The sequence below is a fragment of the Paracoccus sp. (in: a-proteobacteria) genome (assembly GCF_047973135.1).
In the GTDB taxonomy this organism is placed as follows: Bacteria; Pseudomonadota; Alphaproteobacteria; order Rhodobacterales; family Rhodobacteraceae; genus Paracoccus.
In genome coordinates, this window is the sequence record NZ_JBKEBL010000326.1 from 1 (window position 1) to 15,278 (window position 15,278).

The following is a 15,278-nucleotide window of genomic DNA, read 5'->3' on the forward strand; positions in this document are numbered from 1 at the left end:
CTCAAGAAGGTGGACGAGCTGGAACTGTCCGTCCGTTCGGCCAACTGCCTGAAGAACGACAATATCGTCTATATCGGCGATCTGATCCAGAAAACCGAAGCCGAGATGCTGCGCACCCCGAACTTTGGCCGCAAGTCGCTGAACGAGATCAAAGAGGTGCTGTCCGGCATGGGCCTGCATCTGGGCATGGATGTCGTGGACTGGCCGCCTGAAAATATCGAGGATCTGGCCAAGCGTTTCGACGACCAGTTCTGATACGGAAATAAGGGGGGCGGCGCTTGTGCCGCGCCCCGGAAAACGGGCGTCCCGCCCCAAGGAGAGCGGCCTGTACGCAAGGGCCGCCGGACAAAGCAAAAAAAGATGTTCAAGGAGTATCATCATGCGTCACGCACGCGGCTATCGCCGCCTTAACCGCACCCACGAACACCGCAAGGCACTGTTCGCGAACATGGCCGGCTCGTTGATCGAACACGAGCAAATCAAGACCACCCTGCCCAAGGCCAAGGAACTGCGTCCGATCATCGAAAAGCTGATCACGCTGGCCAAGCGTGGCGATCTGCATGCCCGCCGTCAGGCCGCCGCGCAACTGAAGCAGGATCAGTATGTCGCCAAGCTGTTCGACGTTCTGGGCGCGCGCTACAAGGACCGTCAGGGCGGTTACGCCCGCGTGCTGAAGGCCGGCTTCCGTTACGGCGACATGGCCCCGATGGCGATCATCGAACTGGTTGACCGCGATCCCGCCGCCAAGGGTGCGGCAGACCGCGCCCGGCTGGAAGCAGAGGCTGACGCAGCGGAATAGTCGCCAAAAAAGCTGGCCGACCGAATCACATGCCCCGTGGCTGATGCAGCCTCGGGGTGTTTTTTTGTTCAATAACTCGCGAAAAGATGTTGGGACGATGCAAAAAGTGCTGTTTCAATGCAACTGCGACTTCGCCGATTTCGCTGTCGGAAAGTTGTCCTGCCGTAGAAAACGCCAGCAACTGCTGGCTCAATTCGTCGGGAAGGTCCGAAAAGTGACGAAACACGATCATGGCATATTAAATCCAGGCAATTAACTATCTAGCAACCAATGGTTGTCATTATTATCTTGTGTGTTGATCGTAGTGAACACAATTTGTCTAAAAAGTCATGTCCCCACGCGCCGACATCAATGCTGCACTGAGAAAGCTGGGCAAGATTGCCCCGGCCGGATACTTCGCTGCCCTGCACATCCGGTTTGCCGCCCCTCTGATGCAGTTTCAGACCTATGCCGAGGAATGGTCCGAGTTTTATTCGCAAAACGGATACGCGCTGCGGGATCCCACAATCGCGTGGGGGTTTTCGACAACAGGTGCTTGCCGCTGGTCCAGCCTTCCGGTACCGGACCCGTTCAACATTCTCAAGGATGCAGCCGATCACGGGCTGACATACGGACTGACCGTCGCCTTCGGGCCGATCCAGTCACGCACCATTGCCAGCTTTGCGAATGGTGAACGGGAATTTACGGATGACGAGATCGCCGAGGTCTCGACAACGGTACGGCGGCTTCACGAAATGACCGAGCCACCGGCGAGCCTGACGAAGGCTCAGAAAGAAGCCCTTCGTTGCATTGCGGAGGGCGACCGTCATGCAGCGGCTGCGGCCAAGCTTGGTATTACAGAAAGCGCTTTTAAAGCAAGGTTGATTTCGGTGCGGGAACGTTTGATGGCCCGTACAACCGCCGAGGCTCTTCAGCGTGCCAAGGATTACCGTCTGCTGTAAGACGCGTCGCCCAGGGGAACCGTGAGGCTGCGGGGGGAGGATACCTCACACCCCAGGAGTATTTTCCATGCAGACGACCACCCTATCCTTCGCCAACCTTCACAACCACGGCGAACTGTTCGCCAACCTGTTCCGGGCCCGCAAACAAAGTTTCATCATTCAGAAGAACTGGGATCTGCCCGAAGCCGACGACATGGAGTTCGATCAGTACGACACGCCGCAAAGCCGCTGGATCGCGATCCACGACAAGGGGCAGATCCTTGCGGGTATCCGCCTGACGCCGACCACCGCCCGCTGCGGAATCTACAGCTATATGATCCGCGATGCGCAAAAGGGGATTCTGGGCGGCTCGATCCCGCAGGATTTGCTGCATGCCGAGGCACCGGTGGATGGGCATAGCTGGGAATGCTCTCGTGTATTCGTCTGCCATTCGATCCCCCAGATCTATCGCCGCCGGGTCCATTTCAAGATGGTCGAGGCGATGACCAGCACCGCGCGGGAACTGGGTGCCACGCGGCTGATCGCGCTGACCGGGGCGAACTGGGAACGCTGGTATGGCCGCTGCGGGCTTGAGGCCGAGGCGATCGGTCGCCGGATGTGGATCGACGATGGCGAATTTCAGTGCGTGGCGATCAATCTGGTGCCCAAGATGCACTGATCCCGGCGGGTCGAAGAGGGCTGTTCGCCTTGTCGCGGCGGCCCTATGATGCGACCGTCATGGCTGATCTTTTCGACCCCCCCGCCTCATCCGGCCCGCCGCCTTCCCCGGCGGTAAGGCCCTTGGCTGATCGTATCCGTCCAGTGCGCATGGCGGATGTGATCGGCCAGGACAAGGTGCTGGGGCCGGACGGTCCGTTGGGGTCGATGCTGGCATCCGGCAGCCTGTCATCGCTGATCCTGTGGGGGCCGCCCGGCGTCGGCAAGACGACCATCGCCCGCCTGCTTGCACAGGAAACCGATCTGGCCTTCGTCCAGATCAGCGCAATCTTTTCCGGCGTGCCCGAATTGCGCAAGGTGTTCGATGCTGCGCGCCTGCGCCGTCAGCAGGGGCGCGGGACGCTGTTATTCGTCGATGAAATCCACCGTTTCAACAAGGCGCAGCAGGACAGCTTTCTGCCGCATATGGAGGACGGGACGATCCTGCTGGTCGGGGCGACGACCGAAAACCCCTCGTTCGAACTGAACGCCGCCGTCATGTCGCGGGCGCAGGTGATCGTGCTGGAACGGCTGGCTGTGGCCGATCTGGAACGGCTGGCGCAGCGGGCCGAACAGGAACTGGGCCGCAAGCTGCCCCTGACGCCCGGGGCACGGACCGCGCTTTTGGATATGGCGGATGGCGACGGGCGGGCGGTGCTGAATCTGATCGAACAGATTGCGGCGTGGAAAACCGGCGCCCCGGTCGATGCCCCGGTCATGGCGCAGCGGCTGATGCGGCGCGCGGCGAAATACGACAAGTCGGGGGAAGAACATTACAACCTGATTTCGGCGCTGCACAAATCGGTGCGTGGCAGCGACCCGGACGCCGCCCTGTACTGGTTTGCCCGCATGCTGGAGGGGGGCGAGGATCCCCGCTATCTGGCCCGCCGCATCACCCGCATGGCGGTCGAGGATATCGGGCTGGCCGATCCCGCCGCCGCGCGGCATTGTCTGGACGCCTGGGCCATGTATGAACGCCTTGGCAGCCCCGAGGGTGAGCTGGCGCTGGCTCAGGCGGTGATCTATCTGGCGTTGGCCCCGAAATCGAATGCGGGTTACGTCGCCTACAAGGGCGCGCGGGCCGAGGCGAAACGCACCGGCAGCCTGATGCCCCCGGCGCATATCCTGAACGCACCGACAAAGATGATGAAGGAACAGGGCTATGGCGCGGGCTACGCCTATGATCACGATGCCGAGGACGGGTTCAGCGGGCAGAACTATTTCCCTGACGGCATGAAGCGCCCGGTCCTGTACGCTCCGGTCGAGCGCGGGTTCGAGCGAGAGTTGAAAAAGCGGCTGGACTGGTTTGTCGCGCAACGGCTGAAACGCGGCGGTTGACTTTGTCTGCGACCCAGATCAGGACCGCGCCATGATGAATGCGTATCTTCAGGTGGCACTTGGCGGGGCGACGGGGGCCGTGGCCCGCTTTGCCGTAGTGCGGGCGATGGCGTCGCACGGGCCGGGTTTTCCCGTCGCGACGGCCCTGGTCAATATTCTGGGCAGCCTTGCGATGGGGCTGCTGGCCGCGCTGATGGCGCATCGCTGGAACAACCATTACGCGCCGCTGCTCATGACCGGCATGCTTGGCGGGTTCACCACGTTTTCGGCCTTTTCGCTGGACGCGCTGACCCTTTGGCAGCGCGGGCAGGCGATGGGCGCGGCGATCTATGTGGCAGGCTCGGTCGTGCTGTCTCTGGCGGCGGTGATCGCGGGTCTGGCCATCGGACGGGGACTGTGGGCATGAGCGTGCAGATGATTCGCGTGGGCGCGGATGAGGGCGATCAGAGGCTGGATCGCTGGCTGAAGCGGAAATTCCCGCAACTGACGCAGGGTGCCGTCGAAAAGATGTGCCGCACCGGGCAATTGCGTGTCGATGGCGGGCGGGTCAAGGCGAATAGCCGTGTCGGGCCGGGGCAAGAGGTGCGCGTGCCGCCCTTGCCCGATGCGGCACCGGCACCGGCGAAAGCCCGGCCCGCGATTGCGGCATCCGACGAAAAGATGATCCAGCAGGCGGTGCTGTGGAAGGATCAGCATATCATCGCGCTGAACAAGCCTCCGGGTCTGCCGTCGCAGGGCGGCAGCGGGCAAGGGGACCGGCATGTGGACGGGCTGACCGCAGCGCTGATGTTCGGCTATAAGGACCGGCCCAAGCTGGTACACCGGCTGGACAAGGATACGTCCGGTATCCTGCTGCTGGCCCGCACCGACCGCGTCGCCCGCGCCCTGTCCGAGGCGTTTCGGTCCCGCACCACGCGCAAGATATACTGGGCCGCCGTCGCGGGCGTACCAAATCCGCGCATGGGCACGATTCGCTATGGTCTGGTCAAGGCGCCGGGGCATGGGCGCGGCGGCGAGGGGGAAAAGATGGTCTGCGTCCATCCCCGCGACATTGCCGCGACCGAGGGCGCGAAACGTGCCACCACCGATTACGCCGTGCTGGATGCCCTTGCCACACGGGCAAGCTGGTGCGCGCTGGTGCCGATCACGGGCCGCACCCATCAGTTGCGCGCGCATATGGCCGAGCTGGGCCATCCCATTGTTGGCGATGGCAAATATGGCGGCTCGGGTCAGGAAAACATGGGCGATGGCTGGGGCGCGCAACTGGGCGGAGAAATCAGCCGCAAGCTGCATCTGCACGCCCGCAGCCTGTCCTTTGACCACCCGATCACCCGCGAACGCACCACCCTGACCGCGCCCTTGCCCGAACATATGCGCCGGACATGGAAAACTTTGGGCTGGCACGAAAACGATGTGCCCGCCGATCCTTTCGCGGAGGATGAATGAAACTGGCCGTTTTCGATGTCGATGGCACGCTGATCGACAGCCAGCATCATATCTGCGCCGCGATGAATGTGGCGTTCGAACAGGCCGGCCTTCCGCCGGTTGCGCGGGCGCAGGTGCTGGGCATTGTCGGCCTGTCGCTGCACGTGGCGATTGCCCGGCTTGTGCCGCAGGCCGATGAACAGACACAGGCGCGGATCGTCGCAGCCTATCGGGCGGCGTTCACGCAGGTCCGCACTGCCGGAGAGGCACCGCTTTATCCCGGCGCGCGGGATTGTCTGGATGCGCTGGCGGCGCGGCCTGACATGTTGCTGGCGGTGGCGACGGGCAAATCGCGGCGAGGTTTGCGGGCGATGATCGAGGCGCATGACCTGCATGGCCGCTTCGTGTCGTTGCAATCGGCGGACGATCACCCCTCAAAACCTACGCCCGACATGCTGCACGCGGCGCTGGATGATGCGGGGGTCGCGGCGGCGGATGCTGTGATGATCGGGGATACCAGCTTTGACATGCTGATGGCGCGGGCAGCGGGTGTGACGGGGTTTGGTGTCGCATGGGGCTATCACCCGGTTTCGGCGCTGCAACAGGCGGGCGCGGCTTTCGTCGCGCCGGATTTTCCGGCCCTGACCGCCAGAATTGTGGAGTGGGCGGCATGAGCGAATGGAAAGCCAGACGGTTCTGGAAGGCGGCGGCGGTCCGGCAGGCCGATGGCGGATTCGAGGTTTTGCTGGACGGTCGCCCGGTGCGGACGCCGGGCAAACACGCGCTGTTGCTGCCTGCCCGTGCATTGGCCGACGCGATTGCGCAGGAATGGGACGCGCAGGACGATGTGATCAACCCCAATTCGATGCCGCTGACCCGTGCCGCAAATTCGGCCATTGAAAAGGTGACGCCGAAATTCGCCGAGGTCGCGGATATGCTGACCGCCTATGGCGGGACGGACCTGCTATGCTATCGCGCCGACGCCCCCGAGGATCTGGTGCGTTTGCAGGCCGAGGGATGGGATCCGGTGATCGACTGGGCTGCGACGCAGTTGAACGCACCGCTGCGCATCACCCATGGTGTGATTCCGGTCGAACAGCCCTCTGCCTCTTTGGCCCGGTTGCGGGCGCGGGTGCATGCGCTGGAACCCTTTGGTTTGACCGCCTTGCATGATCTTGTCACCCTGCCCGGTTCACTGCTGCTGGGGCTGGCCGTCATCGAGGGAAGGCTGGGCGCGGACGAGGCGTTTCACCTGTCGCGAATCGACGAACGGTTTCAGGCAGCCCGTTGGGGAGAGGACAATGAGGCGCAGCAGGCCGCCGAATACCGGCGTTCCGCGATGCTTTTGGCCGCCCGTTTTCGGGAATTGTCGCGCCTTTACCTCACGTGAAGGTCAGCTCATACCTGCGTCTAGCTTGACCTGCCGGAACGGATGGGCAGAATGATTGCTAACCGGGGCAGTGTCTTATTGACATCATCCGGCACAATCAGGCGGCCTGGCGAAGCGGCCTAACAACCCCAGGGTCTGGGAATGACAAAGCTGCAAGCCCGGAGACCCAACAAAGAGGTAGATATGAAAATAGCGGTATTTATTGGCTGTTTCACAGTTGCCGGCTTGGCAGCGTCGGTCAGCGTTGCCGATACGCTGGCTGATGTGAAAGCGCGCGGCGAATTGAACTGCGGCGTCAATACCGGCCTTGTCGGTTTCGCGGCTCCGGACGCGAATGGCAACTGGACCGGGTTTGACATCGATTTGTGCAAGGCAATCGCCGCAGCGGTTCTGGGCGATCCTGCCAAGACCAAGTTCGTCCCGCTGACCGGCCAGACCCGTTTCACGGGCCTGTCCTCGGGCGAGGTGGATGTTCTGGCGCGCAACTCGACCTGGACCTTTTCGCGCGATACGGATCTGAAACTGGATTTTCCGGGCGTGAACTATTATGACGGTCAGGGCTTCATGGTCCGCAAGGATCTTGGCGTGACCAGCGCCAAGGAACTGGACGGCGCGACGATCTGCATCCAGACCGGCACCACCACCGAACTGAACCTGGCCGATTACTTCAAGGCCAACAACATGAGCTATCAGCCCGTAAATATCGACAGCAATGCCGAGGGCGAACAGCAATACATGGCCGGTGCCTGCGACGCCTATACGACCGACGCCTCGGGCCTTGCGGCGACCCGCGCGGCCTTTGCCGACCCCGAAAACCACATCATCCTGCCCGAGATCATCTCGAAAGAGCCTCTGGGGCCGGCGGTGCGCCACGGCGACAACAACTGGGGCGACATTGTCCGCTGGACACTGTTCGCGCTGATCGCTGCCGAGGAATATGGCGTCACCTCGAAAAATGTCGATGAACTGATCAAATCGTCGCAGAACCCCGAAGTGCAGCGCCTGCTGGGCGTGACCGACGATCTGGGCGCGATGATCGGGCTGGACAAGGAATGGGCCAAGCGGGCCATTCTGGCCAGCGGCAATTACGGCGAAATTTTCGCCAAGAATATCGGCGAGGAAACCCCGATCGGGCTGGCCCGTGGCCTGAATGCGCAATGGACGCAGGGCGGCCTGATGTACGCGCCTCCTTTCCGTTGATCGGCACGAAACGATGCGGGGACGCCTTGGCGCCCCCGCAACTTTGGCACGGCAAGGACCGGTCGCGAGAAAGCAGCGGCAAAGCTGCAGGCCGGCCAACGGGGAAAAACAGAACATGACAGACGCCACGGTTCCGGTGGCCGCGCCGTTCCGGCCAAGTATGCTGATCTATGACCGGCGTTACCGGTCCATGACCTTTCAGGTGATCGTGTTCATCCTTGTCATGGCCTTTGGCTGGTGGTTGCTTGGAAATATCGTCCGCAACCTCAGCGCCCTGGGCAAGGACTTCAATTTCGGCTTTCTGTTCCAGCGGGCGGGTTACGACATTCCCCAGACGCCGATCCCCTACACCTCGGATGACACGCATCTGCGCGCCGCCGTGGTGGGGCTGCTGAACACGATCATCATTTCGGTTCTGGGCTGTGTGGCGGCCACCATTCTGGGCATCACGGTGGGCGTGGCGCGGCTGTCGAACAACTGGCTGTTCGCGCGCCTGATGACCGTCTATGTCGAGATGTTCCGCAACATCCCGCTGATGCTGTGGATTCTGATCATCTATGCGATCTTTACCGAGATTCTGCCCGCGCCAAATGCCTATCGCGGGGAAAATCCGGCATGGTCGATGATCCTGTTCGACAATGTCGCGCTGACCAACCGCTATACCGCCATTCCGACGCTGGCCATGACCAACGATCCCGGCGTTCTGGATCTGGGTGCGCGGATCATGGTCAGTTGGGCAACCATCGCCTTTCTGGCGGTGCTGACTGGCGGATGGGCCATTCACCGGGCCATTGCTGCCCATGCGCAGCGCGTGCAGGACCAGACGGGCCGGCGCCCGGTGACATGGTGGAAAAGCCTGGCGGTGATGGTGCTTCCGTCGCTGCTGCTGATCATTTATTTCGGGCTGCATCTGGTGCCGCCGGAACTGAAGGGCTTTAACTTTGCAGGCGGGCTGAACGTCCAGAACGCGCTGGTCGCGCTGTGGCTGGCGCTGACGCTGTATACCGGGGCCTTTATCGCTGAAATCGTGCGAGGCGGCATTCTGGCTGTCAGCAAGGGCCAGACCGAGGCCGCCTATGCCCTGGGTCTGCAACCGAACCGCACCATGAGCCTTGTGATCCTGCCGCAGGCGCTGCGGGTGATCATTCCTCCGCTGATCTCGCAATATCTGAACCTGATGAAGAACAGCTCGCTGGCGATTGCGGTGGGCTATATGGACCTGCGCGGCACCCTGGGCGGTACGACGCTGAACCAGACGGGACGCGAACTGGAAAGCATCGTGCTGATGATGCTGGTTTACCTGATCCTTAGCCTGATCATCTCGGGCGGGATGAATATCTTCAACGCCCGCGTCAAACTGAAGGAGCGGTAGAATGAGCGATCTTCACGCCAGTTCCCTCGCCTTTGTCCGCGACGCGATGCTGCCGCCGCAACCGCCCCCGGCCCGCGAGGCGGGGGTGATCAGGTGGCTGCGCGACAACCTGTTTTCGGGGCCGGTCAACACGGTTCTGACGCTGCTGGGTCTGGCGATCATCTGGTTTCTGGTCAGCCATTTCTGGGACTGGTTCGCGCATTCCGTCTGGAACGCGGGCAGTCTGGCCGATTGCCGCAAGATCATCGCCGAGACCTGGGGCGAGGGTGCGCGCGGCGCCTGTTTCGCCGTCATTCGCGAACGCTGGCATCAGTACATCTTTGGCTTCTATCCGCCGCAGTTCTATTGGCGCCCGCTGCTGGCCTTTGGCCTGCTGCTGGTGGCGCTGGCACCGGTGCTGTTTTCCGAATCGCGCATGATCCGGCGGGTGGTGCTGGTCGTCGCGACCGTCGCGACGCTGATCTTCACGCAGTCGGTGGGCGTGCCGCTGCTGGCCTTCCTGCTGGCCGCCGCGGTCATGATCGGGGCGACCATCATCGCTGAACGCCAGCCCATGCGTCTGATCGCCTTTTCGGCGGTCTATCCGCTGCTGGGGGTCTGGCTGTTGTGGGGCGGCAGCCTATGGGGGCCGCTGATGGTGCTGGCGGGGTTTGCGCTTGCCTATCTGGGCTGGAACCTCGTCGCCCGCGTCTCGCCCATGCTGGCCGTTGTGGCGGGGCTGCTGATTGCGCCGCTGTGGTGGATATTCCTTGCCGGTGATGTGGCGGGCTGGCTGCACAGCATCCTGCCGCTTGGCATTGCGCGCGTGACGTCGGATCAGTTCGGCGGTTTCCTTCTGGCGATCACCATTGGCGTTGCCGGGATCGCGCTGTCGCTGCCGCTGGGGATCGTTCTGGCGCTGGCGCGGCGGTCGGACATGTTCCTTGTGCACACGCTGGCCGTGATGTTCATCGAGTTCATCCGGGGCGTGCCGCTGATCAGCCTGCTGTTCGTGGCCTCGCTGCTGCTGAACTATTTCCTGCCGCCGGGCACGACCTTCGACATCATCCTGCGCGTGATCATCATGGTGACGATCTTTGCCGCCGCCTATATGGCCGAGGTGATCCGCGGCGGACTGGCCGCCCTGCCCAAGGGCCAGTACGAGGCCGCCGATGCGCTGGGGCTGGATTACTGGAAGGCGCAGCGGCTGATCATCCTGCCGCAGGCGTTGAAAATCAGCATCCCCGGCATCGTCTCGACCTTTATCGGGATGTTCAAGGACACGACGCTTGTGACCTTTGTGGGTCTGTTCGACCCGCTGAAGGGCATTTCCGATTTCGTCCGCGCGAATTTCGCCTGGAAGGGCATCTACTGGGAGCCGTTCATCTTTGTCGGCGCCATTTTCTTCATCATCTGCTTCAGCATGTCGCGCTATTCCATGTATCTGGAACGCCGGCTGCGTCGTGACCACAGGTAAGGAGGCCAACATGAGCGAAGCCGTCACCCGCGATATCGACCGCAGCCAGATGGCCGTCAGCGACGAGATTGCCATCGAAATCGCCCGCATGAACAAATGGTACGGGACGTTCCACGTCCTGCGCGACATCGACCTGACCGTCCACCGGGGCGAAAGGATCGTCATCGCCGGGCCTTCGGGGTCGGGCAAATCCACGATGATCCGCTGCATCAACCGGCTTGAGGAACATCAGTCAGGCCGCATCGTCGTGGACGGGATCGAACTGACCAGCGATATCAAGAATATCGACAAGGTCCGGTCCGAGGTTGGCATGGTGTTCCAGCATTTCAACCTGTTTCCGCATCTGACCGTCCTGGAAAACTGCACTCTCGCGCCGATCTGGGTGCGCAAGACACCCAAGAAACAGGCCGAGGAAACCGCGATGCGCTTTCTGGAAAAGGTCAAGATCCCTGAACAGGCGGGCAAATATCCGGGGCAATTATCGGGTGGCCAGCAGCAGCGCGTGGCGATTGCGCGGTCCTTGTGCATGCAGCCCCGGATCATGCTGTTCGATGAACCGACCTCGGCGCTGGATCCCGAGATGATCAAAGAGGTTCTGGACACGATGATCGAACTGGCCGAGGAAGGCATGACCATGTTGTGCGTCACGCATGAGATGGGCTTTGCGCAGGCGGTGGCGAACCGGGTGATCTTTATGGATCAGGGCCAGATCGTTGAACAGAACAACCCGCATGATTTCTTCAACAACCCGCAATCGGAACGGACCAAGCTGTTCCTAAGTCAGATTTTGGGTCACTGACGCCCGGTGCCCGGCCTTGGGGCCGGGCACCCGTCCATGCGCCTATTCGGCGGCGCTGCGTTTGGGAAGAACCCAGTTCGGGCGCGGGAAATGGCAGGTATAGCCGTTGGGGAACCGTTCAAGATAGTTCTGGTGTTCTGGCTCTGCCTCCCAGAAATCGCCTGCCGGTTCCAGCTCGGTCACGACATTGCCCGGCCAGATGCCCGAGGCGTTCACATCGGCGATCGTGTCGATGGCCATCTGCCGCTGCGTATCGTCGATGAAATAGATGGCCGAGCGATAGCTGCTGCCGATGTCATTGCCCTGCCGGTTCGGGGTGGTCGGGTCGTGGATCTGGAAAAAGAACTCCAGCAGGCGGCGATAGGTCAGGATCGAGGGGTCAAAGATCACCTCGATTCCTTCTGCATGGGTGCCGTGATTGCGATAGGTCGCGTTCGCCACATCGCCGCCAGTATAGCCGACCCGCGTGGTAATCACCCCCGCCAGACGCCCGATCAGATCCTCCATGCCCCAAAAGCAGCCTCCGGCCAGTACTGCACGCTCAGCCATGCTGTGCCTCCGAAACCTGATCCAGCCATGCGCCGTATCCTTCGGCCTCCATCCGGTCGCGCGGGACAAAGCGCAGCGAGGCCGAGTTGATGCAATAGCGCAGCCCACCGGCCTGCCGGGGTCCGTCGGGGAAAACATGGCCCAGATGGCTGTTGCCGTGACGCGACCGCACCTCGGTGCGGATCATGCCGTGGCTGACATCGCGATGTTCGGTCACGTTGTCATCGACGGGTTTCGTAAAGGCGGGCCAGCCGCAGCCAGAGTTATATTTTGCGGAAGAGGTGAACAGAGGTTCGCCCGAGACCACATCGACATACAGCCCCGGTTCGAAATGATGGTCATATTCACCGGTAAAGGCCCGTTCGGTGCCGTTCTCTTGCGTGACGCGATATTGTTCCGGCGTCAGGCGGCCGATTGCATCCGGTGTCTTGCGGTAAACCACTACATCCTCCACGGGTGATGACTGTTCCGGCCCAATATGGGGGCCGGAACGCCCCGCGCAAAGATCAAAGCTGTGCCATCGCGGCCCTTGCGGCTGCATATTCTGCAACAAGACGGTCGATCTGTACCGCAGCGGGCAGGATCTCGCGCACCGCGCCGATGCCCTGACCGCTGCCCCAGATCGTGCTCCAGGCCTTGGGCTTGGAGGATCCCTGACTGAAATCCATGCTGCTGGCATCAGCATGGGCCAGCGCCTCGGGGTCAAGCCCGGCATTGCGGATGGACGGCGCCAGATAATTTCCCGACACCCCGGTGAACAGCGACGAGGTCACAATATCCATCGCCCCGGATTCGACGATCATCTGCTTGTATTCCGGCTGGGCATTCGCCTCGGTCGTGGCGATGAAGGGGCTGCCGATATAGGCCAGATCGGCCCCCATGGCCTGCGCGGCAAGGATCGCGCGCCCGGTCGCGATGGACCCCGACAGCAGCAGCGGACCATCGAACCAGTCGCGGATTTCCTGAATCAGCGCAAAGGGCGATTGCGGCCCGGCATGTCCGCCCGCGCCCGCCGCCACGGCGATCAGCCCGTCGGCACCCTTTTCGATGGCCTTGCGCGCAAAGCGGTTGTTGATGATGTCGTGCAGGGTAATCCCGCCGCAATCATGGGCGGCCTCGTTCACCTCGGTCCGCGCGCCAAGCGAGGTGATCCAGATTGGCACGCGGTGACGGTGGCAGATTTCGATGTCGCGTTCCAGCCGGGCATTACTGCGATGGACGATCTGGTTGACGGCGAAGGGCGCAGCGGGCCGGTCGGGATTGGCCTGATTGTGGCGGTCCAGTTCCTCGGCGATGCGGGTCAGCCACAGGTCAAGCTGGATTGGCTCACCCTCCTTCTCGCGGGCGTTCAGCGCCGGAAAGCTGCCGACGATGCCGGCCTTGCACTGCGCGATGACCAGCTCGGGGCCCGACACGATGAACATGGGTGAGCCGACAACGGGAATGCGCAGGTTTTGCAGGATGGGGGGCAGCATGAAATCCTCCTTGTGATGATCAGAGGATGGGTATTTGCGGTGTGCCGGACAAGACTGACGCTGCGACAATACGCGGGGAATTGGCAGGGTGCGTTGCCTGGGCCATCATGGCCCGGATTTCATATGGAAAGGATCGTAAGTCATGATTGCAAGATACCTGTCCGTTGTCGCTGCGGTGGCAATTTGTTCCGTACCTGCCGCGTCGCTGGCGCAGGACGATGTTGCCCGAATGGCCGTCATTTCGGCCTTTCCGCCGGAATGGGTCAGCCTTAAGGCGGATCTTGAGGGCGCACAGACCCACAGGATCAACGGCACCGAATTTGTGACCGGCACGTTGGCGGGCAGGGAGGTAGTGCTGTTCCTGTCGGGTGTGTCGATGGTCAATGCGGCGATGACGACGCAACTGGCGCTGGATCATTTCAGCATCAGCGGGATCGTGTTTTCCGGCATTGCGGGCGGTGTCGATCCGTCGCTGAGGATCGGCGATGTGGTCGTGGCAGATCAGTGGGGGCAGTATCTGGAAACGGTGCTGGCTCGCGAAACCGGCGGCCAGTTCGCGATTCCGTCCTTCATGACCTCGCCATTTGCGAATTACGGCATGATCTTTACCCGCGAAACCACTGTTGCCTCGGATCGGGGCGAACCCGAGGCGCATTTCTGGTTCCCTGCCGATCCTGTCCTGTTGGCGACCGCTCGTCAGGTCGCGGGTGATACCGAGCTTGCCGAATGCAATGCCGACAATGCCTGCCTGTCCCATGCCCCGCAGATTCATCTTGGCGGTAACGGCGTGTCGGGTTCGGCCTTTCTGGACAATGCGGGCGTCAGGGACTGGATTTTCCAGACTTTTGACGCGCAGGTGGTGGATATGGAATCCGCTGCCGTGGCGCAGGTGGCATGGTCCAATCAGGTGCCGTTCATCGCCTTCCGGTCGCTGTCTGATCTGGCCGGAGGCGGCGAAGGCGAGAACGAGATGGGTGTTTTCATGTCGCTGGCCGCCGAAAATTCGGCCCTGCTGGTCAAGCGGTTTCTGGCGGCGTTGCCCGAGGAATGAGGTTGGAGGCCACGGATTCATGTCCGCCAGCGGGGGCTGACCGCCCCGCCATCGCTGGCGGGGCGGTCGGGTCTTAGTGCAAGGTCGCGTCGGCTTTCGGGCCTTCGCCGACTGCACCCAGCTTGGTTCCGGCGCGGCCTATATGGTCGCCGACCAGCAGCCCGTCGCTGCCCGCGCTGACATTGACGGTCTGGCCGTCCAGCACCTCGCCCGACAGCAGCATTTCTGCCAGCGGATCCTGCAAGGCGCGCTGGATCACGCGTTTCAGCGGGCGGGCACCGAAGACCGGGTCATAGCCTTCGTCGGCCAGCCATTTCATCGCCTTGTCGTCCAGTTCCAGCGCGATCTTGCGCGCAGCAAGCCGTTGTTCCAGACGCCACAACTGAATACGAACGATGCCGTCCATGTTGTCGCGTGTCAGGCGGCGGAAGATGATGATCTCGTCCAGCCGGTTCAGGAATTCGGGGCGGAAATGCGCCCGCACCGCCTCCATCACCTGATGGCGGGCATCGGTCGAATCCGCGCTTTCGGGCAGCGTGGACAGCGCCTGTGATCCAAGGTTCGAGGTCAGGACGATCAGCGCGTTCTTGAAATCGACGCGGCGGCCCTGACCGTCGGTCAGAACACCGTCGTCCAGCACCTGCAACAGCACGTTGAACACGTCGGGATGCGCCTTTTCGACCTCGTCGAACAGGATCACCGCATAGGGCCGGCGCCGCACCGCCTCGGTCAGCACGCCGCCCTCGTCATAGCCGACATAGCCCGGAGGCGCGCCGATCAGCCGCGC

The 15,278-nt window shown here is 62.2% G+C and carries 19 protein-coding genes; 14 read left to right on the plus strand and 5 right to left on the minus strand.

Annotated elements, in window-relative coordinates; translation table 11 throughout:
- Positions 1-255: DNA-directed RNA polymerase subunit alpha C-terminal domain-containing protein (locus ACK5L9_RS23260; RefSeq protein ID WP_416913832.1), on the plus strand; the 255-nt coding region annotated here is incomplete at its 5' end.
- 124 nt (positions 256-379) lie between these two features.
- Positions 380-799, plus strand: coding sequence for a 50S ribosomal protein L17 (gene rplQ, locus ACK5L9_RS23265; RefSeq protein ID WP_416913833.1), 420 nt, complete (start codon positions 380-382; stop codon positions 797-799).
- Between the two features lie 25 nt (positions 800-824).
- On the opposite strand, the gene ACK5L9_RS23270 is transcribed toward rplQ, so the two are convergent.
- Entirely contained in the window at positions 825-1,031 is a 207-nt protein-coding gene (locus ACK5L9_RS23270) for a hypothetical protein (protein WP_416913834.1), read from the minus strand.
- A gap of 97 nt (positions 1,032-1,128) precedes the next feature.
- Between ACK5L9_RS23270 and ACK5L9_RS23275 the strand changes: the two genes are divergently transcribed.
- From ACK5L9_RS23275 to ACK5L9_RS23325, 11 genes are all read left to right on the plus strand, one after another.
- Complete coding sequence (locus ACK5L9_RS23275; protein WP_416913835.1) at positions 1,129-1,740, plus strand: autoinducer binding domain-containing protein; 612 nt, start codon at positions 1,129-1,131, stop codon at positions 1,738-1,740.
- Positions 1,741-1,807: 67 nt separating this feature from the next.
- Entirely contained in the window at positions 1,808-2,398 is a 591-nt protein-coding gene (locus ACK5L9_RS23280; RefSeq protein WP_416913836.1) for an acyl-homoserine-lactone synthase, read from the plus strand.
- A gap of 59 nt (positions 2,399-2,457) precedes the next feature.
- A complete protein-coding gene (locus ACK5L9_RS23285; protein WP_416913837.1) occupies positions 2,458-3,774 on the plus strand; it encodes a replication-associated recombination protein A in 1,317 nt (438 codons plus the stop codon).
- A 31-nt stretch (positions 3,775-3,805) separates the two neighbouring features.
- The gene (gene crcB / locus ACK5L9_RS23290; protein ID WP_416913838.1) at positions 3,806-4,180 is read left to right on the plus strand and encodes a fluoride efflux transporter CrcB; all 375 of its coding nucleotides are present in this window, start codon (positions 3,806-3,808) and stop codon (positions 4,178-4,180) included.
- Positions 4,177-5,220 carry an RluA family pseudouridine synthase gene (locus ACK5L9_RS23295; RefSeq protein ID WP_416913839.1) on the plus strand — a complete coding sequence of 348 codons (1,044 nt, stop codon included), beginning with the start codon at positions 4,177-4,179 and terminating at the stop codon, positions 5,218-5,220. Before crcB ends, ACK5L9_RS23295 begins: the two co-directional genes overlap by 4 nt.
- Positions 5,217-5,873 carry an HAD-IA family hydrolase gene (locus ACK5L9_RS23300; protein WP_416913840.1) on the plus strand — a complete coding sequence of 219 codons (657 nt, stop codon included), beginning with the start codon at positions 5,217-5,219 and terminating at the stop codon, positions 5,871-5,873. The genes ACK5L9_RS23295 and ACK5L9_RS23300 overlap by 4 nt, the downstream gene beginning before the upstream one ends.
- Positions 5,870-6,589 carry an ATP12 family chaperone protein gene (locus tag ACK5L9_RS23305; protein ID WP_416913841.1) on the plus strand — a complete coding sequence of 240 codons (720 nt, stop codon included), beginning with the start codon at positions 5,870-5,872 and terminating at the stop codon, positions 6,587-6,589. Before ACK5L9_RS23300 ends, ACK5L9_RS23305 begins: the two co-directional genes overlap by 4 nt.
- Positions 6,590-6,772: 183 nt before the next feature.
- Positions 6,773-7,789, plus strand: coding sequence for an amino acid ABC transporter substrate-binding protein (locus ACK5L9_RS23310; protein WP_416913842.1), 1,017 nt, complete (start codon positions 6,773-6,775; stop codon positions 7,787-7,789).
- A gap of 115 nt (positions 7,790-7,904) precedes the next feature.
- Positions 7,905-9,161: an amino acid ABC transporter permease gene (locus ACK5L9_RS23315; RefSeq protein ID WP_416913843.1), complete on the plus strand. Its 1,257-nt coding sequence runs from the start codon at positions 7,905-7,907 to the stop codon at positions 9,159-9,161.
- A gap of 46 nt (positions 9,162-9,207) precedes the next feature.
- Entirely contained in the window at positions 9,208-10,617 is a 1,410-nt protein-coding gene (locus ACK5L9_RS23320) for an amino acid ABC transporter permease (RefSeq protein ID WP_416913850.1), read from the plus strand.
- A 10-nt stretch (positions 10,618-10,627) separates the two neighbouring features.
- Positions 10,628-11,416, plus strand: coding sequence for an amino acid ABC transporter ATP-binding protein (locus ACK5L9_RS23325; protein WP_416913844.1), 789 nt, complete (start codon positions 10,628-10,630; stop codon positions 11,414-11,416).
- 42 nt (positions 11,417-11,458) lie between these two features.
- Here the strand turns inward: ACK5L9_RS23325 and msrA are convergent, their stop codons facing one another.
- The 3 genes from msrA to ACK5L9_RS23340 form a co-directional block, all read right to left on the minus strand.
- On the minus strand, positions 11,459-11,965 hold the full coding sequence (gene msrA, locus ACK5L9_RS23330; protein WP_416913845.1) for a peptide-methionine (S)-S-oxide reductase MsrA: 507 nt from the start codon (positions 11,963-11,965) through the stop codon (positions 11,459-11,461).
- Positions 11,958-12,407 (minus strand): peptide-methionine (R)-S-oxide reductase MsrB, encoded by a 450-nt coding sequence (gene msrB / locus ACK5L9_RS23335; RefSeq protein ID WP_416913846.1) that lies wholly within the window; start codon positions 12,405-12,407, stop codon positions 11,958-11,960. The genes msrA and msrB overlap by 8 nt, the downstream gene beginning before the upstream one ends.
- Before the next feature lie 64 nt (positions 12,408-12,471).
- A complete protein-coding gene (locus ACK5L9_RS23340) occupies positions 12,472-13,440 on the minus strand; it encodes an NAD(P)H-dependent flavin oxidoreductase (protein ID WP_416913847.1) in 969 nt (322 codons plus the stop codon).
- Between the two features lie 142 nt (positions 13,441-13,582).
- Here ACK5L9_RS23340 and ACK5L9_RS23345 point away from each other — a divergent pair, with 142 nt between their 5' ends.
- Positions 13,583-14,491: a 5'-methylthioadenosine/S-adenosylhomocysteine nucleosidase gene (locus ACK5L9_RS23345; protein WP_416913848.1), complete on the plus strand. Its 909-nt coding sequence runs from the start codon at positions 13,583-13,585 to the stop codon at positions 14,489-14,491.
- Between the two features lie 73 nt (positions 14,492-14,564).
- On the opposite strand, the gene ACK5L9_RS23350 is transcribed toward ACK5L9_RS23345, so the two are convergent.
- A partial coding sequence (locus ACK5L9_RS23350) for an AAA family ATPase (RefSeq protein WP_416913849.1) occupies positions 14,565-15,278 on the minus strand: 714 nt, incomplete at its 5' end.